This window comes from Streptococcus panodentis (assembly GCF_017884005.1).
Classification (GTDB): Bacteria; Bacillota; Bacilli; order Lactobacillales; family Streptococcaceae; genus Streptococcus; species Streptococcus panodentis.
The window spans coordinates 1-19,764 of sequence record NZ_QFAY01000008.1; the positions used below are offsets into that span (position 1 = coordinate 1).

A 19,764-nucleotide genomic window follows, 5' to 3' on the forward strand; every position below is an offset into this window, starting at 1 on the left:
ACCTTTTCAGCCTGAGCTTAGAAACAAAAGAGTGAAGGGAACTAAATTTTTAAAAATTTAGTTCTGTCCCACCGCCCTCCTAGAAATTTTCAAGAATTATCAATATGTAGATGCGGCCGCAGAACATTGGCAAAGGTCTCAATGTTGAGGCTCTGAATGTAAATTTCACCCGTTCCGGCGAAAGTATTGACCACACCTTCACCGGTGCCGATTGACTGCCAGAAGCCATTTTCTAAATGAATATCGTAGTCCAGCTCCTTGCTCCAGGCTACTACATGGGCATTGTCAATGGTAATCCGATCATCCTTGAGCTCTACCTTTTGGATAGACCCAAAGGAATTGACCAAGAGCGTGCCCTGCCCCTGAGTCGTCATGACAAAGAGACCGCCCTGACCGCCAAAGAGAGCCCGACCCAGACTCTGACGCTCCATGACATAAGATGCCGAACCATCCAGAGCCAGAAAGGCACCATCATTGAGGCGATACTGCTTCTCTCCCAGATAAAGCGGCACAATCTGCCCCGGCATATTAGGCGCCAAGGCCAGCCGGCCGTTATTGCTCTGAGCCACCGCCTGGGTGACAAAAACCCCCTCGCCGGACGACAGGGACCGGCCTACTGCCTTGACAAACTTTCCCAAGCCTGAATTCGCTTCCGCATTGAGCTTGGTATTGAGAACAACATTGGGCGTATGGTAAATCATACTGCCGCTCTGGATATGGACGGACTCCGAACAGTCTAAGGCAATCTCCGCCAAGGGAAATTGGCTGTTGCTGGTTATGGAAAAATTCATGCGATTATCTGCCATCTCTTTTGTAAACCTCCTAAAACTAAGCTAGAGAATCCCTGTCTAAACCAGACACCTCAGGCTGCTTCAGACAAACTCTGTTTTTCCTAGCACTATTATAGCATGCACAAAAGAGCTTGACAAGGCTGACAAGGACAAGCTATCAGCCAAAGACCTTTTTGAGAACCTCTCCAATGGTCGCTACGCCGACCACCTCGATATTTTTGGGAATCTTGAGGCCGTTCAGAGAGTTCTTCGGAGCATAAATCTTGGTAAAGCCCAGTTTGGCCGCTTCGTTGATGCGCTGCTCGATGCGGTTGACCCGACGGATTTCACCCGTCAGGCCGATTTCGCCGATAAAGCATTCCTGAGGACTGGTCGGCAGGTCCTTGTAGCTGGAAGCAATAGCCACCGCTACAGCCAGGTCAATAGCTGGCTCATCCAGTTTGACGCCGCCGGCTGATTTGAGGTAGGCGTCTTGATTTTGCAGGAGCAGGCCCGCCCGCTTTTCCAGCACCGCCATGATCAGGCTGGCCCGGTTAAAGTCCAGCCCCGTCGTGGTGCGCTTGGCGTTGCCAAACATGGTCGGCGTTACCAAAGCCTGCACCTCAGCCAAAATCGGCCGCGTCCCTTCCATAGTCACCACGATGGAAGACCCCGTCGCGCCATCCAGCCGTTCTTCCAAGAAAACCTCACTGGGATTGATAACCTCGACTAGACCGCCGGACTGCATTTCAAAAATGCCGATTTCATTGGTCGAGCCAAAACGGTTCTTGACCGCTCGTAAAATACGGAAAGTGTGCTGACGCTCGCCTTCAAAGTAGAGGACCGTGTCCACCATATGCTCCAGCGTTCGGGGACCAGCCAGAGTGCCTTCCTTGGTCATGTGGCCCACGATAAAGGTCGCGATGTTATTGGTCTTGGCCAGCTGCATGAGCTCGGCCGTTACCTCGCGGACCTGAGAGACAGACCCCTGCACGCTGGAAATCTCCGGCGACATGACCGTCTGAATGGAGTCGATAATCAGAAAGTCTGGCTTAATCTTCTCGATTTCGGTGCGAATCTGCTGCATATTGGTCTCAGCGTAGAGGTAAAACTCGCTGTCAATGTCCCCCAAGCGTTCCGCCCGCAGCTTAATCTGCTCGGCTGATTCCTCCCCACTGACATAAAGGACGGTGCCCTGATGAGAAAGCTGGGTAGATACCTGCAGAAGCAGGGTAGACTTGCCAATCCCGGGATCCCCGCCGATCAGGACCAGACTGCCCGGCACGACACCGCCGCCCAGCACCCGATTGAACTCGTCCATGTCGGTCTTGGTCCGATGAACATCAATCGAAGTGACCTCAGCCAGCTTCATGGGCCGGGTCTTTTCACCCGTCAAGGACACACGGGCATGCTTGACCTCAGCAGCCTCTACCTCCTCCACAAAAGAAGACCAAGAGCCGCAGTTAGGACAGCGGCCTAGATACTTGGGCGAATGATATTCACAATTTTGACAGACAAAGGTCGTTTTTTTCTTAGCGATGGTGATTCTCCTTATTTTCTAATAATCCAAACAAAAGTAGATAAGACCTGACACACCTGCTCTATATTAGTAAAGCCAGCCTCTTCCAGCAGGTCTGCAACTTCTTGAGGAGAGAGGGAATTCATCAAACTGGCTTGATTCTCATAAGTACGCTGAATTTGTTGCTGATCGGCTCCTAGCTCTGAAGCAAGTGTTTTCCAATAGCCCAGTTGCTGGTTGGAAAAAAAGCTAAGAATCAGAAGGCCATCTTCACTTAAAGAGTCATAAATTTTTCGAAGAAATAAGCTGGGATTTTCAACAAACTGCAATACTAGCAAGCAAGAACAAATCTGATAAGCAGAAGGCAGCACTGCTTCTTCAAACCGACTATTAAGATACTCCGCTTGAGGCAGATGAACCTGTCTTTTAAGCTCTTGTAGCATCGCCTCACTTGGCTCCACAACGGTCACCCCTGCCTTAGGAAATAAGGATGCCAAAGCATTCAACTCATCCGTCTGGCTTGCCAAAGCTAACACTTTATCGACTTTTAAACTGGGTGCTAACCTGAGCAATACTCCTCGGAAAATCACATATAGCATCACATCATAGCCTGGAATTTTCTGACGAATTTCTGTTGCATAGTCCTTGTTCTTAAATTCTTTCATATTTTCTTTTATCTCTAAATCCTTTTGTTAAGATTCTTTTTACAACGAAACATTAAAACTTCAGTTCATATTCAACAAACTGGCAAAAATCAATCTGCTGATCAGCTACAAACTGGCGGATGAGCATGCGATGGGCTACAAGAGCTACCGTCTCGTAGTCTCTGTATTTGCTTAAGGCACTGAAAAAGCGGGCTTTCATCTGCTCAGCCGTTTCATACTGGACAGGACTTCTTGCAGGGAGACAACCATTATTTTCAAAAAACAACTCCCGAGCCTGCTCAAACTTTTCTATCCCACTCTCATATACCTGCCATTCATGCAGCAAAGGCTCCACAAAAAGCGGCAGTTGGCGGTCTCGAATCAAATAGGAAGCCGTCTCCAAAGCTCGCGTCACAGAAGATGAAATCAGAATTTCCGCCTGTTCCAGCAAAGGATTAGCAGCGGCCTCTGTCGCCATCCTACGACCAGCAGCTGACAAGGGAGCCAAATCTAGTCCAAATCCAGTATAGCCGGCCTCTTCCAAAAGTGAATAATCTGGCTCTCCGTGACGGATAAAAATGATTTTCATGCTAATGTCCTGTCGACCCAAATCCGCCGGTCCGCACGCCTTCTGCCTCATCTCCATCCGCAATTAAGAAAGGTGCGAAGACAGCCTGAACTACACGTTCGCCAACTTCAAGAACGACTTCCTGATCCGTGATATTCTTCATCTGGGCAAAGATATGGCCTTCATTGCCCGGATTTCCATAGTAGTCACCGTCAATCACCCCGACCGAATTAATGAGAACCAGGCCTTTCTTGCGGGGATTGGACGAGCGGTCGTAGAGATAGAGGACCTCTCCTGCCTGCATATAAGCCTTGACGCCAGTCGGTACCAGCTTAATCTCGCCCGGCGCGATGACCGTGTGCTCGGCTACTTTCAAGTCATAGCCTGCTGCATGAGCCGTCTCCCGCTTGGGCAGCAAATCTTCATTTGTAAAGCTGGAAACCAGCTCGAATCCGCGAATTTTCATGATTGTCTCTTTTCTGCATTTTCTGTTCCTATTATACTAAATTCGCAAAGAACAAGCAAAAAGCAAACCAGTTCCAGTTTGCTTTTTAGAAATAGGGTTTTCATCATATGTGTTTCATGAAAAATAATCAAACCGAATAATCTGCTCATCCACATTGACTTTGGCTTTTACTCCAAAAGGAACAATCGCTCTTGGAGTGGCATGCCCCACATTGATATTATAAACAATCGGGAGTTCTCCATCCACCACTTCAAGCAGAATTTGCTTATATTCGTCATAATAAGTTTCATCCATTGGTTTTCCCACAAGCACTCCGCTTAAAACAGTAAAAATTCCCGTTGTTTTTAACGTTTGCAGCATGTTTCTAAATAAAGCCGGGCTTGGCTTTTCTTCGCTGGTTTCTAACAAAAGGATTTTCCCCTGCCACTCCGAAATGCTTGGAAAGAGTTTATACTTTGCGCACACTTCAACCGTATCGGCGTATCTGGAATTGATAAAAATGTCATAAAGAGATTCCAGACAGCCTCCTAAAATCTCCCCTTGAAATACCGGATTGCCTTTTAGCAGTTCAAAGCCTTGATTTTCATGATCAATCCGCTGTGTTCCCAAGGCTTTTTCACTGAAATCAGTTCTTTCGTCATACCAGACTTTGCTGGGCCTCATTTCTGAAATACCTCCTGTCTCAATCAATTCTTGAAAATAAGAAAGAGAGTAAGGCAGCATCTCCTGATCTAATTCACAAATATCAGCAAGAAAAGACTGCCCATAAAAGGTTTTGATTCCCAGCTTATGCAGCATCAGATGATTGATGGTGGTATCCGAAAAACCCAGAAACGGTTTCTGATTGACCGCTTTTTTTAACTGGTCCTCTTCAAACAAATAAGGCAATAAACGATAAGTGTCATCTCCGCCGATAGCACATAAAATCATGTCTATGGAGGAATCCTGAAAAGCCTCCATCAAATCCTGCGCTCTGGCCTCAGGGTGCTTCTCTAGATAATCCAGCCCTTTTCGTGCATGCTCCAAGAACTTCACCTCAAGGCCTAACTCTTTCAAACGCCTGACTCCCAGCTCCACCTCATGCTGGACAAAATCCTCACCAATCAACCCGCTTGATAAACTGACAATTCCAACCGTCTTGATCATATCCTTTTACTCCGCCTTTCTTTATCATTTGCAATATTATAGCATAATTTTTCACTGGCAGACCAGTCAATTTGGTTCTGATTTTTCTCTCTCGAAACAGCGCTGATATTCCATGAAAATCAAACTCAGACCGAGCATGAAACACTGCTTTGAGGTGGCAGACAAGGGCGGTGGGACAGCCTCAAAGGGTTTACAGCTGATGGTATTTACAAACTTGTCAAAATAAAGGCCATTTGCTGTAAGAGCAGAAAAAAACCGCCGATTGGGCGGTTCTTATAGGGAGATTATTATGAAAAAGAAAAGTTTTAGGATTTCTAAACAAAGTTAGGAGGTCTTTGTTTATGTTTTACATTATAGCTCCCTAACCTTAAAATTTCCTAAAAGTAAATCCTTTTTTTATAATTCCTGCAAAAGGTAGCTGAAAAGCTCTAAATTCCCCTTTTCTTCATGGATGAGGAATTCCGGATGCCACTGAAGACCGATGATGCGGTGGCTGTCGACGGACTCAATGGCTTCGATGGTATTGTCTCTGGGGTCAAAGGCTGTCGCCCGGAAATTAGGCGCCAAATCCTTAATGCTCTGCCGATGGACAGAATTAATCTGACTGGCCCGACCAAAGAGACGTTCCACAACACTGCCCTTCTCTGTGCGAATGGAGTGGGACGTTCCAAAGGGCAGTCCCTGCCAATGATTGTCAATATGCTGATGGAGCGTGCCGCCAAAGGCAACATTGACCAGCTGCAGACCGCGGCAGATAGCCATAACCGGCTTATCCTGACGCAGAGCTTCTTCCAGAAGGGCCAGTTCAAACTCATCGCGGGCGATATGATAATCCTCGCTGTCAATGGTCTTTTTCTCTCCGTAGAACTGCGGATGCACATTCTGCCCGCCGGTCAAAATCAGCTTATCAATGGTTTCGACATAATCTCTGACCAGACTCTTGTCTCCGACAGGAATCACCATAGGCAGACCGCCGACCATACGGATGCTCTCTGCAAATTTGCAGGACACGGATGAATGGATATTTTTTCCACCCTCATCAACCGGACAAAGATTTGCTGAAATGCCAACAATCGTTCTGCACATACTGTGATTCCCCCTTATCTTGATATAGTATATCTTACCACTCCTTGGAAAAGCCGTCCAATAGAATTTTTTTAAGCGGGTGATAAAAAATTTTTATAGAGGAAAACCAAATATTGAACCGCTTACATTTTTGAAAAAATTGTCAGAAAATTATTTACTTTTCGTCAGAAATTGTTATAATAAGTTAAGTAATGTAAAAATCATCATTTGGAGGTCCCTATGAAAAAAAGAAAACTCTTTCTTGCCGCAGGTGTCACTCTGCTTTCTTTCGGCATTCTGGCAGCCTGCTCCAGCAATTCCCAGTCTAGCAGCAAGATCTACAGCTATGTCTTTACCGCTGACCCAACGACTTTGGACTATATTCAGTCTGCTAAGGTCTCTACTCACGAACTGACGACCAACGGCGTTGACGGCCTGCTGGAAAACGATAAATACGGCAATCTCGCTCCTTCACTGGCAGAAGACTGGACCGTTTCCAAAGACGGTCTGGTCTACACTTACAAGCTGCGCAAGGATGCCAAATGGTACACTGCTGACGGCGAAGAATACGCCGATGTTAAAGCACAGGACTTTGTCACAGGAATCAAGCATGCCGCAGATGCCAAGTCCGACGCTCTCTTGCTGATCCAAAACTCCATCAAAGGCCTGAATGACTACGTAAACGGCAGTAACAAAGACTTTTCCGCCGTCGGTGTCAAGGCACTTGACGACTACACAGTAGAGTACACCCTCAATCAGCCTGAAACCTACTGGAACTCTAAGACCACAGCAGGCGTTCTGATGCCGGTCAATGAGGATTTCCTGAAAAAAGAAGGGGACGGCTTCGGACAGGCAAACAAGCCCGACTCGATCCTTTACAACGGACCGTTTATCATGAAGTCCATCACCTCTAAGTCATCTGTCGAGTTTGAGAAAAACCCTAACTACTGGGACAAGGATAAGGTCAAGATTGACGGCCTCAAATTTGCCTACTATGACGGTTCGGACCAGGATTCTCTGGCCCGCGTTTTCGGAGACGGCGGCTACAGTCAGGCCCGGCTCTATCCAGCGACTTCCAGCTATTCTGCTATTGAAAAGAAATACAAGGACAATATCTTCATGACAGAAGCCGGTCCTGGGGTTGGTCTGATCAGTGTCAATATCGACCGTCAGGCCTACGAGCATACATCCAAAACCAGCGACAGCCAAAAAGAAGCAGCCAAAAAAGCCCTGCTCAATAAGGACTTCCGTCAGGCTATGGTTTTCGCCTTCAACCGCGAGACTTTCTCTGCTCAGGTCAATGGCGAAGCAGCTGCTAAGCCGGCCATCCGCAACCTCTTTGTGCCGCCGACTTTCGTTCAGGCTAACGGCAAGGAATTTGGAACCTTAGTCGAAGAAGCCCTGACCGGCTACGGCGACGAATGGAAAGGCAGCAAGCTTTCAGATGGTCAGGACGGCTTTTACAGCACTGAAAAGGCCAAGGCTGAATTTGCCAAAGCCAAAGAAGCCCTTCAGGCAGAAGGCGTAGAGTTCCCAATCCATCTGGATGTTCCGGTCGCTCAAAATTCTACCAACCATGTCAACCGCATGCAGTCTCTCAAGCAGTCTCTGGAGAACACGCTGGGCAAGGACAATATTTCAATTGACCTGCAGATGATGAGCGAAGACGAGGCCCTAGGCGTTACCTACAATGCAGAATCTGCCAGCCAGCAGGATTGGGATCTGAACGGAATGGTCGGCTGGGATCCGGACTACCAAGACCCTTCAACCTATCTGGATATTCTGCTTCCGGGCTCTGACTCTCAAACCAAGACCTTCCTTGGCTTTGAAGGAGCTGATAATGCGGCGGCCAAGGCAGTAGGACTGGATGAATATGACAAACTGGTCGAAGAAGCCGGCAAGGAAACTCAGGACATCAGCAAACGCTATGAAAAATATGCTGCAGCACAGGCTTGGCTGACAGACAGCGCTCTGATCATCCCAACCATGACCAGCAAAGGCGCAGCACCGTTTATTTCCCGCGTCGTCCCATATACAACTTCCTACGCCCAAACCGGTACAAAAGATTCTGCTTACAAGAAATATACCGAAATCGGCGACGAGACCATCACTACCAAAGACTACGAAAAAGCCCATAAAAAATGGCTCAAGGAAAAAGAAGAATCCAATAAAAAAGCCCAAGCAGACTTGGAAAAACACGTAAAATAAAGGGCTTGATGAAGCGCCAAAACCACCCCGCAGCTGATTGCAGGGTGGTTTTTCCATTTATTCAAACACAAACTGATTATGATACAGTTCGGCATAGAAGCCGTCTAGCTGCAGCAGTTCTTTGTGGGTGCCCTGCTCAATGACCTGACCGTCCTTAAGGACAATGATTTGGTCGGCATTGAGAATGGTCTTGAGTCGGTGGGCAATGACAAAGCTGGTACGGCCGGCTACAATGGCCTCCATGGCATGCTGAATCTTGCTTTCGGTCACGGTATCGACATTGGAGGTCGCTTCATCCAGGATCAGCACCTGCGGATCCGTCATCAGGGTGCGGGCGATGGAAATCAGCTGCTTCTGGCCGGTTGAAAAGATATTTTGATCGTCATCCACCAAGGTATCGTATTGGTCAGGCAGACTCTCGATATAGTCGTGGATATGGGTCGCACGCGCGGCGGCTTCCACCAGCTCCTGGCTGGCATCCGGCACACCGAAGCGGATATTATCGCGAATGGTACCGCTGAAAAGGACTGACTCCTGCAGAACAATCCCGACTCCTCGGCGCAGGCTGTCCAGTTCATAGTCGCGAATATCCCGGCCGTCAAAGGCAATGCGCCCGCCATCGACGTCATAGAAACGGTTGACCAGATTCATAATGGTGCTCTTGCCCGATCCAGTCGGCCCCACAATCGCCGTCATCTTGCCCTTGGGCGCTGAAATGCTGACATCGCGCAGGACGGGCTTGCCCTCCACATAAGAGAAGTCCACATGGCTGATCTCTACACTTTCGCGCAGCTCGGTAAAGGCCGGAGCCGGCTCTGGGCGCACTTCCTCAGGAGCGTCAAACATTTCCTGAATACGGTCGGCGCCGGTAAAGGCCAGCTGCAGGCTGCCCCAGCTGGCTGCCACCTGAATGATAGGCTGATAGTATTCCCGGGAAAACTGGGCAAAGGTAACGACCAAGCCAAGAGCCACTGAGGTTTCGAGGGAAGGGTCGTTCAGGACCAGAGCCGAACCCAGAAAGATAACAATGGCTGTATTGATCAAGCTCATGCCGTTCATGATAGGAAAGAGCATGCCTGAAAAGGCCCGGCCCTTGAATGTCGCTGAGCGAACTTTATCGTTCTGCTGGATAAAGCCCTGAATCACTTCCTCCTGCAGTCCTTGGACGATGACGGCCTTCTGGCCGGAAATGGTCTCATCCATATAAGCATTGAGACGGCCGACTTCCTTTTGCTGGAGATCGGTGTATTTGCGGGCCAGCCGCACAATAATCCAAAGGACCAGAAATGCCACTGGGGTGCTGGCGACAGTCACCCAGGCCAGGGTCGTATTGCGCAGAAACATGACGGCAATCAGTCCCAGATACAGAGCGGCATTGCTCATGACCTGAATCAGACTTTCATTGAGGGCCTGAAGGATATTGTCCAGATCGCTGGTGAAGCGTGACAGAATATCTCCGTCCTGATGGCTGTCAAAGAAAGCCACCGTCATCTTGGACAGCTTGGCAAAAAGCCCTTTGCGCATGTCATTAGTCGAGTGGGCAATGACCCTGCTCATGAGACTCATGTACAGCAGATTGCCCAGAGCATAGAAGATAACCGCCAGTCCCAGATTCCACATAACAGCCATGAAGCCGGCAAAAAGAGCCGGACTGTCAGCCGCTGTTCCCTCGGCATAAGCCGTGCCTGCCTTGACCAGCTCAGTCACAGCCTGACCCATATAAATCGGAAAGAGGGCCTGCAGGACCGTTGACAGGATAATGGCCATGATGACCACTGCAAATGAAAGCTTGTACTTTCTGAAATATGACCAGAAAAATGCTGCTGTTTTCATCTTAGTCCTCCTTTCCTTTCTGGGTTTCGTAGATTTCACGGTAAACAGCGTTATGAGCGACTAATTCAGAGTGAGTGCCTTGGCCGATTAAACGGCCTTGATCCAGCACCAAGATCTGATCAGCATGAACCACCGAGCTGATCTTTTGAGCAATAATAATCGTCGTCGTCCCCTTAAGGTCTTTGTTCAGTGCTTCCTGTACCAGCTTTTCAGATTTGGCATCCAGAGCCGAGGTCGAATCATCTAAAATCAACAGCTTAGGATTGCTGACAATACCGCGGGCAATGGACATCCGCTGCTTCTGCCCGCCTGAGAAATTGCTGCCGCGCTCCTCTACCTGACTGTGGTAGCTGTCTTCCATGCGGCTGATAAATTCGCTGGCCTGAGCAATGCGGGCCGCCCGCTCCATTTCAGGAACGGTGGCATCTGCCTTGCCCTGCCGGATATTGTCGGCAATGGTTCCGCTAAAGAGAATGGCCCGCTGCAGGACGATGGAAATATTTCTGCGCAGCGTTCCCTGACTGAGCTCCCGCAGGTCTTTTCCTCCCAGCCTGATCGTGCCTTCCTGAGGGTCGAACAAACGCGGAATGAGCTGGGCCAAAGTAGACTTGCCTGCTCCGGTCGCTCCGACCACTCCGACCATCTGTCCGGCTGCAATCTCAAAGCTGATGTCCTTGAGCATGGGCTCATCGTCATTGGGATAGCTGAAAGTGACATGTTCAAAGGACAGGCTGCCAGCCAGCTCCTCGTCCGGCACGTCCTGAAAAGTCATGGCCGGATCCGTTGCCAAGACTTCCCTGATCCGCCGGAAAGAGATGATAGCCCGGGTTACCGTATTGCCCAAAAAGCCAACCATAATAATGGTAAAGATAATCTGACCGAGGTAGGAGATGAACGAAGCAATGGCTCCGACTACGCCGGGGTCGCTCTCCACCATGCCGGCCAGCACCCAGATGGACAGAAAAACTGCCCCATAGCCAAAGAGCATCATCATAGGCTCAATGACCGAAAAGACATAGCCGATATAGAGATTCTGCCCCAAAAGGTCATCTGAGACCCCCGTAAACTTCTCAAACTGATGCTTTTCCTGCACAAAAGACTTGACCACGCGCACGCCCCGGAGATTTTCCTTGGCAATGCCATTAATCTTATCAACCAGAGTCTGGAAAATGGCAAATCGGGGACCCATTTGCCCCATCATTGCAGCCGTCAGCAGAAAGATAATGACAACCAGCAGGACAATAATCCACCACAGAGCCGGCAGGGTCATGACTGCCAGGACGAAAGAGCCCAGAAAGAGAATGGGCAGGCGGAGCAAAATCTGAAAGAGCATCATGACCATATTTTGGATCTGATTGATATCATTGGTCATGCGGACAACCAGATTGCCGGCATTGAACTGCTCAATATTGGCATAAGAAAAAGTCTGAATCTTACGGAAGGTTGCCTCACGCAAATCAGACGACACCGCTTGAGCGATATAGGCTGCAAGGGTCACATTGATACCGCCGGCCAAGAGGCCCAAAACGGCAATCCCAATCAGCCAGACACCGATACGGCTGATTTCCTGATGATTGCTGGCTAGCAGGGCATTCAGGACATCCTGCAGGTAGAGGGGCTGCAGGAGGGAGCTGGCTACCATGGTGCTGGTCATCAGAAATGAGGCCAGCATGAGCCATTTATACCTAAAAAAAAGTTTCTTTAACATGATTTCTCCTCATCGTTTTTAAAACCTGTGTTTGCAAGGAGGGGCTCTGAAGGGGGCTTTATCGTCATTTAGTTTATCGTTTATTGCTTTGTTAGCTCGCCTTGCTCCAACAGTCCAGAAGGACTGTTGGAGTCTGGGACAGACTCCCATGATGGCTGAGACTTCCTAGCGGAAGCCTTATCTGCCACCTCAAAACCTCCACTGGAGGTTTTGAGCAACTCGCTGCCCTATCGTCCTATATTTTAAGCGATAGGCTGAAACTGTCCCCCGGACAGTTTCACTACTAAAAGACTATATCTGCGAACACGGATTGTTATAGCTAGACTCTGCGAAAAGCAAAGACGGCCCTTCCCAGCAGAAGCGCTGTCTACCACATCAAAAGGATTCCCCAAACCTTTTGAAGTCCGATTCGCGCAGGAAGGGAGAAAGTCCCATGGAATTTCCCCTAAGCTGATAAGCAGGACTGCCACCAGGTCTGCTCTTTCCTGATTTGCCTATGGTTTTCTTTGAGGGCCGGCCCGTCTCTATGCTTGTCAGTTTCGGAATTCCGAAACAGTCTGCTTTAAATCTTAGTCTCTTTACTTTAACATAAATAAGAACAAAGTCAAGCTGACGATACAGAACAGACCACCCCTTAGATAAAGGTGCAAGAAATTTCTGCTATTTGACTCTTGAAAACGATTTTTCTTACTTTATATGTTAAAATAGAAGTAATGATTCTAGTTAGAAATGGAAAGTAGCAATATGGATAAACAACGAGTTGCTGTTATCGGGCCCGGCTCCTGGGGAACGGCTCTGTCACAGGTACTGAATGACAATGGCCATGAAGTCCGCATCTGGGGAAATATTGCTGATCAGATTGATGAAATCAACGACCGGCATACCAATCAGCGCTATTTCAAAGAAGCTGTACTGGATGAGAATATCAAGGCCTACCATGATTTGGCAGAAGCTCTTGACGGTGCAGACGCCGTGCTCTTTGTCGTGCCGACCAAGGTGACCCGGCTGGTGGCCCAGCAGGTCGCTCAGACTCTGGACCACAAGGTCAGGGTTATGCACGCTTCAAAGGGTTTGGAGCCCAATACACATGAACGGATTTCCACTATTCTGGAGGAGGAAATTCCGGCTGAGCTGCGCAGCGAAATCGTCGTGGTGTCCGGTCCCAGCCATGCTGAGGAGACCATCGTCCGCGACATCACCCTGATTACAGCAGCTTCAAAGGATTTAGAAACCGCTAAGTATGTACAGGAGCTCTTCAGCAATCACTATTTCCGGCTCTATACCAATACCGATGTCATCGGGGTCGAGACAGCCGGGGCTCTGAAAAACATCATTGCCGTCGGGGCCGGTGCCCTGCACGGTCTGGGCTACGGCGACAACGCTAAAGCTGCCATCATCACTCGCGGTCTGGCTGAAATCACCCGGCTCGGTGTCAAGCTGGGTGCCAGCCCCCTGACTTACAGCGGACTGTCCGGTGTCGGCGATCTGATTGTCACCGGGACTTCTGTCCATTCCCGCAACTGGCGGGCCGGCGATGCTCTGGGACGCGGCGAAAAGCTGGCTGACATCGAAGCCAACATGGGCATGGTCATTGAAGGGATTTCCACCACCAAGGCGGCCTATGAGCTGGCTCAGGAGCTGGATGTCTATATGCCCATCACCCAAGCTATCTACAAGGTAATTTACCAAAACTATGATACAAAAGAAGCCATTTACGAAATCATGAACAATGAATTTAAGGCTGAAAATGAATGGACTTGAGTCCAAAGAAAGGAATGACTTATGTCAAAAGTTAAAAAAGCCGTTATTCCGGCTGCCGGCCTCGGCACCCGCTTCCTGCCTGCTACCAAGGCTCTTGCTAAGGAGATGCTGCCTATCGTGGATAAACCGACGATTCAGTTCATCGTTGAAGAAGCCCTCAAAGCCGGCATTGACGACATCTTGGTCGTTACTGGTAAGTCCAAACGTTCCATCGAGGATCACTTTGATTCAAACTTTGAGCTGGAGTACAACCTCAAGGAAAAAGGCAAGAATGACTTGCTCAAGCTGGTAGACGAGACGACTGGTATCGGCCTGCATTTCATCCGCCAGAGCCATCCGCGCGGTCTGGGCGATGCTGTGCTTCAGGCCAAGGCCTTTGTCGGCAATGAGCCTTTTATCGTCATGCTGGGCGATGATCTCATGGATATCACCAATGACAAGGCCGTCCCGCTGACCAAGCAGCTCATGAACGACTACGATGCAACCCATGCTTCTACCATCGCGGTGATGAAGGTGCCCCACGATGAAGTATCTGCTTATGGGGTGATTGCACCTCAGGGCGAAGGAGTTAACGGCCTTTACAGCGTTGAGAAGTTTGTGGAAAAACCAAACCCTGAAGACGCACCGAGCGATTTGGCCATTATCGGCCGCTACCTGCTGACACCGGAAATTTTTGAAATTCTGGAAAATCAAAAACCCGGTGCCGGCAACGAAATTCAGCTGACCGATGCCATCGATACTCTTAACAAAACCCAGCGAGTTTTCGCGCGTGAGTTCAAAGGCGACCGCTATGATGTCGGGGATAAATTCGGCTTTATGAAGACCTCTATCGACTACGCCCTCAAGCACCCGCAGGTCAAAGACGATCTTAAGCAATACATTATTGACTTAGGCAAAAAACTAGAAAATAAAAAAACAAAAGAATATAATCCTGCAATAGAAAAGAGCTGAAACACCTCAGCTCTTTTCTATTGGCAACGACATGGAGACGGCTTAGCAAAAATCCATACTCATCCTCTTCAAAAAACTCTTTAAACCACGTCAGCCCCTGCCCGGAATTTGAAAAGCAGGGAAGGTCCGGGGGACATTTTTAGCCCCTGCCCAGAATTTGAAAAGCAGGGAAGGTCCGGGGGACCTTTTTAGCCCGAACCCAGAAACGAAATAGGGAGGCGGGGAAGCTGCTGATGATTTCATGGAGCAGCAAAGAGTATCGTTTAGAAGAGGGAACGGCTGAGACCGAGAATCAGCAGCAGGCCGGCTAGCACCAGATAGGCCAGCAGGGCCAGCCAGCGCTGGGATTTTTTAAAGGCACCTTTTTCGCCGCGGACCGGGAAAATAACGGCGCAGAGGGCACCGCCAATCAGGCCGCCTAAATGCCCGGCCAGACTGATGCCCGGCAGAAAGCTAAAGATGACATTGATGACGATTAAGGTCAGATAGGTCTGCCCCAGCTGCTGAATATAAGGATTTCTCACCACATAGCGCAGCGTTACAATGGCAGCAAACAGCCCAAAAAGCGAGGTGGAAGCCCCCGCCGACAGACTGTCAGGACTGAAAAAAAAGACAAAGAGATTGCCCATTAGACCGGATAAAAGGTAGAGCAGGAAAAAATTGCGGGAACCAAAAATTTCCTCTGTCTGGCGGCCGATAAAATAGAGGGTGACCGCATTAATCGCAAAATGCTCCAGGCCGATATGGACAAAGATTGCAGCAAGAAGGCGCCAAAGCTGACTGGGGTCTTGGATGATAGACAATGCATGAACCGCGCCAAACTCATACACCGTCTGGGGGCTGTCATAGCCAAAGCCCTTGAGCAAAAACATGGCCGCAAAGACAAGCCCTGTCAGGATTAACAGCCCGCTTGTTACAGGATATTTTTTATCGTAGATGTACTTCATAAACCACCAGCTCCTTTACCGCTATGTCATGGGAATCCGGCTCAAAATCAGTCAGCTGAAAATCATACATGCTGCTGATCGTCCGTCCCTGAAAGTCCGCCAGATAGCGATCATAATAGCCGCCGCCATAGCCAATGCGAAAACCGGCTTCATTAAAGGCCACCCCCGGGACATGGATCAAATCGATCTTCGCCTTAGCCACAGCATCTTCACTTATCGGCTCCAAAAGGCCGAAAGAGCTTTTCTGCAGGCGGGTCTCATCATAGTCCACGAAGACCATCCGCCCTTGGCCATAGGTCTTGGGCACTAAGACCCGCTTGCCGTCCAGCTGGGACTGCTTGATAAAAGCTGAAGTCGCAGCCTCGTGCGGCATGGAGAGATAGGTCGCAAGGACCTGAGCCTCTTGATAAGCGGCTGACTGAAGCAGCTGCTGGGTCAGCCAGCTGTCTGCCTGTTCTTTCTCTCTTCCTGCGAATGTTTTCATCTGGCTCAGTACAGCTTGTCTCAGCTCTTTCTTCATGCGCTCATCCACCATTTCCTTATCTTTGGTTGCTTTTATAGTTTAAGAACTTCCCGATTTTTTCAATAGCTAAAGGCAGGACTGCTTCGTCAGGGCTCATCTTGGGATGATGAAGAGCATAGGGACTGTCCACTCCCAGCCAAAACATGACGCCCCTGACCTTGCTGAGCAGATAGCCAAAGTCCTCTCCGGTCATAGCCGGCTCAATGTCAATCAGGTCAATCCCTGCTTCCTGACGGAAGAACTCCATCATCTCTGCAGCCAATTCGGGGTCATTTTCCACCGGCAGATAGCCCCCCTGTTTCAGCTCCAAATCCAGTTCCAAGCCAAAACTTTGGGCAATTCCCTCAGCCATCTCTTTCAGACGCTGCTGGGTCAGCTGATTCATTTCCTGAGTCAGGGTCCGAATAGTCCCGTGCAGAAAAGCCGTCTCTGCGATGACATTGTTGGTCCTGCCGGCATGGAGCGCGCCAAAGGTCACTACTGCCCCCTCGATAGGATCCACATTGCGGCTGACAATGGTCTGCACCTGCGTGATAAAATAGCTGGCTGCTACCAAAGCATCGTTGGCCTCATGCGGGAAAGCAGCATGCCCTCCCCTGCCCTTAAAGGTCAGCTTGACTTCGCAGGTCCCGGCAAAAAGGGTACCAGTATTGGTGGCAAACTGCCCCACCTGCAGATCGGGCCGGACATGGAGGCCGTAAAATTCATCCGGCAGCCAGTCGCCAAAGGCCCCAGCCTCATACAGGAGCATGCCGCCGGCCTCATTTTCCTCCGCCGGCTGAAAGAGAAAAAGCAGATTGTGAACAGGGCGTTCCTGCAGGCTCTGCTCCAGCAGGCCCAGAGCAACCGTCATGTGCAGATCGTGCCCGCAGGCATGCATCCGCCCTTCGTGGGTGCTGGCAAAGTCCAGACCCGTCTCTTCGCTGATTGGCAGACCGTCTATATCTGTCCGCCAGCCAATCGTCTTGCCCGGCGCACTTCCCTTGACAAAGACCAAGATACCGGTCCGCCAAGTCCGAATCTCCACAAAATCCAGACCAGCCGTCAGGCAGTCAATAACCCGCATCAGGTAGGCATGGGTCTTGTACTCTTCCAGACCGATTTCCGGTATCTGGTGCAGATCGCGGCGAATGTTTACATAATCAAGCATGGTTTCTTTCCTTCAAAGTCTTGTCCGACTATTTCCAGTCTCAGAACAGTCAAAAAAATTGAGCCGCAAGCACGATTGGCAGAAGCGGCTATTTTTTGTCTTAATGAATATTACAGGGTCCGCAGAGCATCTTCCAAGGCTGTTTTCTGCTGTGTCTTTTCATCAATTTCCTTGATGACACGCGCCGGAACACCGGCAACAACAACATTTTCCGGAACATCCTGGGTCACAATCGCTCCCGCTGCCACCACAGAGCCATTGCCGATCTGCACGCCTTCAATGACAACGGCATTGGCGCCGATGAGGACATTGTCTCCGACCCGTACTGGCTCCGCACTGGCAGGCTCAATCACACCAGCCAGCACAGCCCCAGCGCCGATATGGCTGTTTTGGCCGACACTGGCCCGGCCGCCCAGAACAGCTCCCATATCAATCATGGTCCCCGCTCCGATTTCTGCACCGATATTGATCACAGCGCCCATCATAATGACAGCATTGTCACCAATCTCCACCTGATCGCGGATAATGGCTCCCGGCTCAATCCGGGCATTGAGCTCTCGCTTATCCAGAAGCGGCACAGCCGAATTGCGGGCATCCTGCTCTACGACATAGGTTTTATTTTCTTCTAAGTTGACCAAAAGCGGCTTGATTTCGGCCCAATCGCCAAAGAGGACATTGCCTAATTTCACAACAGACCAAGGAATCGGACCGTGCAGTTCTCCTTCAAAGGTCACCTTGACGGCCGTTTTTTTCTTGGCATCTGCGATAAACTGGATAATTTCTTGAGCGGACATTTTGCTTGCTGGCATAGGATTGCCTCCATTCGTAAAATATGATTAGAAAGTATTATAACATAAAAAAGGAGATTGCAAAACCTCCTGCAAGATCCCTAATCAATCTATCAGCAGACATTTTTATAGCAGAGGCGGTCATCGCCTGCGGAGGTACTGTGAACCAAAGACTCACATGTTTTCCATTTTCCAATTTATAGAGAATGTTTAATCTTTGTCCGCTCTCACCTCCAGAATCCATGTCTATGTATTTTGACAAGCCAAACTGCTCTAGAATTTCTGGATAGCTGGCGCCAGATTCATTCTGAAATTCCTTCCCAAGGATAAGATGATTAAAATCTTCCTCTTTTAAAGCCCTTTGGCTTTGAGCGTGCTCCGAAGTCAAAAGATTATAAGAATAAAGACCGGATAGTTGATATTCATTTCTTATTTTTTCTAAATAAAAGGACGAACGCTGCCGCGGATTTTCCCGGGAATAAAAAAGACTCCCACGCCCATCAGCTTGCCCCATGAAAGGAGCCAGATTGCCCGAATGAGCTTTGCCAAATTTAGCAACAATATCTTTAGGCGTGAGCCCTGCACCGCTTCGTTTGTCCGCATCCCTTTTCTTCTGCAACTGAAGTTGGGGGATCAGCTGATTGGCTGGTCCTCGGACTTTTTCCCCTCTTCCAGAGACAGGAAAACCATCGGAATGACCACCAGAATCATTGCCAAAATCAAGGGCAGATCCAGCTTTAGGCCCAGAAAAAGGGTGCTGAAAACAGCGGATGACAAGGGCTCACTGGCACCCAAAACGGTCACAATCAAAGGGGAAACCAGAGAGACTGCCTTGAGAGACAGCAAAAAGGCAAGAGCCGTCCCAAAAAGAGCAATAATCAGCGAGATAGCGAGACTCTTAAGGTCTGGCTGAAAGGGGAGGAGCGGCAGCGGAGCAAAGAGATTGCTGAACAGCCCAGCCGCAAACATGCCCCAGCCAATAGTCGGAATCAGGCCGTATTTCTTAGCAAAGGAGCGCGGCAGAATCGCGTTGAGAGTCATAGCCAGAGCACTCATGAAGCCGCCCAGCAGGGCCAGCGGTGTCAGGGTGATTTGTGAAATATCCCCCTTGGTCGTCATCAAAAAAACGCCGGCCATCGCCAAGAAAACATAGAGCAGAGCCGTCTTGCTGACTGGCTGCTTGAGGAAAAAGAAGTGATAGCCCAGCATAAAAATCGGGCTGGTAAACTGCAAAATCGTCGCCGTGGCCGCATTAGACTCCTGAATGCAGAGATAAAAGAAAAACTGCACCGAAAAAATACCCGCCAAGGCATAAAAAGCAAAAGGAAGAACATTTTTCCTTTCCCGCCAGATATCGAAAATCCGCCAGCCAGCCTGTCTGAAAGCCAGCAGCAGAAAGACAAGGCCGGCTACAATCAGCCGCATGGAGGTAATCCAGCCGGTCGTGACGCTGTAATATTTAAAAAAATATTCGCCAAAAATCCCTGACGCTCCCCAGACCAGTCCAGAAGCCAAGGCATAGCAAATACCGCTAAATAGTTTCTTTTGATACTGATTCATATCTTGATTGTAACATATATTTCAGGAAAGACAAGCCCGCCTGACAAAAAGAACAGCTCTGGTCTTTTAGTTTGCTTGTATACTTCGGCAAACTAGACTTGAGCCAGCCGCAGGCTCTTGGGGCGGAATTGATTTAATGCTCAATGAAAATCATCAG

17 protein-coding genes and 1 pseudogene are annotated in these 19,764 nt (G+C 49.3%); 3 read left to right on the forward strand and 15 right to left on the reverse strand.

What is annotated here, in order from left to right; translation table 11 throughout:
• Nucleotides 1-89: 89 nt before the first annotated feature.
• The 7 genes from DHL47_RS04695 to DHL47_RS04725 form a co-directional block, all read right to left on the reverse strand.
• Nucleotides 90-806, reverse strand: coding sequence for a TIGR00266 family protein (locus tag DHL47_RS04695; RefSeq protein ID WP_209551074.1), 717 nt, complete (start codon nucleotides 804-806; stop codon nucleotides 90-92).
• A gap of 142 nt (nucleotides 807-948) precedes the next feature.
• The gene (gene radA / locus DHL47_RS04700) at nucleotides 949-2,316 is read right to left on the reverse strand and encodes a DNA repair protein RadA (RefSeq protein ID WP_209551121.1); all 1,368 of its coding nucleotides are present in this window, start codon (nucleotides 2,314-2,316) and stop codon (nucleotides 949-951) included.
• 5 nt (nucleotides 2,317-2,321) lie between these two features.
• Nucleotides 2,322-2,954: a methyltransferase domain-containing protein gene (locus DHL47_RS04705; RefSeq protein ID WP_209551075.1), complete on the reverse strand. Its 633-nt coding sequence runs from the start codon at nucleotides 2,952-2,954 to the stop codon at nucleotides 2,322-2,324.
• Nucleotides 2,955-3,006: 52 nt separating this feature from the next.
• Nucleotides 3,007-3,522 (reverse strand): histidine phosphatase family protein, encoded by a 516-nt coding sequence (locus DHL47_RS04710; RefSeq protein WP_125342408.1) that lies wholly within the window; start codon nucleotides 3,520-3,522, stop codon nucleotides 3,007-3,009.
• Between the two features lies 1 nt (nucleotide 3,523).
• Nucleotides 3,524-3,967 (reverse strand): dUTP diphosphatase, encoded by a 444-nt coding sequence (locus DHL47_RS04715; RefSeq protein ID WP_209551076.1) that lies wholly within the window; start codon nucleotides 3,965-3,967, stop codon nucleotides 3,524-3,526.
• A gap of 114 nt (nucleotides 3,968-4,081) precedes the next feature.
• Nucleotides 4,082-5,113 carry a S66 family peptidase gene (locus tag DHL47_RS04720; RefSeq protein WP_209551077.1) on the reverse strand — a complete coding sequence of 344 codons (1,032 nt, stop codon included), beginning with the start codon at nucleotides 5,111-5,113 and terminating at the stop codon, nucleotides 4,082-4,084.
• A 396-nt stretch (nucleotides 5,114-5,509) separates the two neighbouring features.
• The gene (locus tag DHL47_RS04725) at nucleotides 5,510-6,199 is read right to left on the reverse strand and encodes a gamma-glutamyl-gamma-aminobutyrate hydrolase family protein (protein ID WP_128834873.1); all 690 of its coding nucleotides are present in this window, start codon (nucleotides 6,197-6,199) and stop codon (nucleotides 5,510-5,512) included.
• Nucleotides 6,200-6,418: 219 nt separating this feature from the next.
• On the opposite strand from DHL47_RS04725, the gene DHL47_RS04730 reads away from it, so the two are divergent.
• A complete protein-coding gene (locus DHL47_RS04730; protein ID WP_128834875.1) occupies nucleotides 6,419-8,386 on the forward strand; it encodes a peptide ABC transporter substrate-binding protein in 1,968 nt (655 codons plus the stop codon).
• 57 nt (nucleotides 8,387-8,443) lie between these two features.
• On the opposite strand, the gene DHL47_RS04735 is transcribed toward DHL47_RS04730, so the two are convergent.
• On the reverse strand, nucleotides 8,444-10,219 hold the full coding sequence (locus tag DHL47_RS04735) for an ABC transporter ATP-binding protein (RefSeq protein WP_128834877.1): 1,776 nt from the start codon (nucleotides 10,217-10,219) through the stop codon (nucleotides 8,444-8,446).
• A 1-nt stretch (nucleotide 10,220) separates the two neighbouring features.
• On the reverse strand, nucleotides 10,221-11,927 hold the full coding sequence (locus DHL47_RS04740) for an ABC transporter ATP-binding protein (RefSeq protein WP_209551078.1): 1,707 nt from the start codon (nucleotides 11,925-11,927) through the stop codon (nucleotides 10,221-10,223).
• A gap of 744 nt (nucleotides 11,928-12,671) precedes the next feature.
• Between DHL47_RS04740 and DHL47_RS04745 the strand changes: the two genes are divergently transcribed.
• Both DHL47_RS04745 and galU read left to right on the forward strand, forming a co-directional pair.
• On the forward strand, nucleotides 12,672-13,688 hold the full coding sequence (locus DHL47_RS04745; RefSeq protein WP_128834881.1) for an NAD(P)H-dependent glycerol-3-phosphate dehydrogenase: 1,017 nt from the start codon (nucleotides 12,672-12,674) through the stop codon (nucleotides 13,686-13,688).
• A 21-nt stretch (nucleotides 13,689-13,709) separates the two neighbouring features.
• A complete protein-coding gene (galU, locus tag DHL47_RS04750; RefSeq protein WP_209551079.1) occupies nucleotides 13,710-14,639 on the forward strand; it encodes a UTP--glucose-1-phosphate uridylyltransferase GalU in 930 nt (309 codons plus the stop codon).
• Nucleotides 14,640-14,902: 263 nt separating this feature from the next.
• Here galU and DHL47_RS04755 read toward each other — a convergent pair whose 3' ends face one another.
• The 6 genes and pseudogenes from DHL47_RS04755 to DHL47_RS04780 form a co-directional block, all read right to left on the reverse strand.
• On the reverse strand, nucleotides 14,903-15,586 hold the full coding sequence (locus DHL47_RS04755; RefSeq protein WP_209551080.1) for a rhomboid family intramembrane serine protease: 684 nt from the start codon (nucleotides 15,584-15,586) through the stop codon (nucleotides 14,903-14,905).
• Nucleotides 15,567-16,106: a 5-formyltetrahydrofolate cyclo-ligase gene (locus DHL47_RS04760; RefSeq protein ID WP_128835346.1), complete on the reverse strand. Its 540-nt coding sequence runs from the start codon at nucleotides 16,104-16,106 to the stop codon at nucleotides 15,567-15,569. Before DHL47_RS04760 ends, DHL47_RS04755 begins: the two co-directional genes overlap by 20 nt.
• A 19-nt stretch (nucleotides 16,107-16,125) precedes the next feature.
• The gene (locus DHL47_RS04765; RefSeq protein WP_209551081.1) at nucleotides 16,126-17,259 is read right to left on the reverse strand and encodes an N-acetyldiaminopimelate deacetylase; all 1,134 of its coding nucleotides are present in this window, start codon (nucleotides 17,257-17,259) and stop codon (nucleotides 16,126-16,128) included.
• 110 nt (nucleotides 17,260-17,369) lie between these two features.
• Entirely contained in the window at nucleotides 17,370-18,068 is a 699-nt protein-coding gene (gene dapD / locus DHL47_RS04770; RefSeq protein WP_128834887.1) for a 2,3,4,5-tetrahydropyridine-2,6-dicarboxylate N-acetyltransferase, read from the reverse strand.
• A 92-nt stretch (nucleotides 18,069-18,160) separates the two neighbouring features.
• A pseudogene (locus tag DHL47_RS04775) lies at nucleotides 18,161-18,681 on the reverse strand (hypothetical protein); the annotation flags it as partial.
• On the reverse strand, nucleotides 18,681-19,607 hold the full coding sequence (locus tag DHL47_RS04780; protein WP_209551082.1) for a DMT family transporter: 927 nt from the start codon (nucleotides 19,605-19,607) through the stop codon (nucleotides 18,681-18,683). The gene DHL47_RS04780 and the pseudogene DHL47_RS04775, both read right to left, overlap by 1 nt.
• Nucleotides 19,608-19,764: the final 157 nt, after the last annotated feature.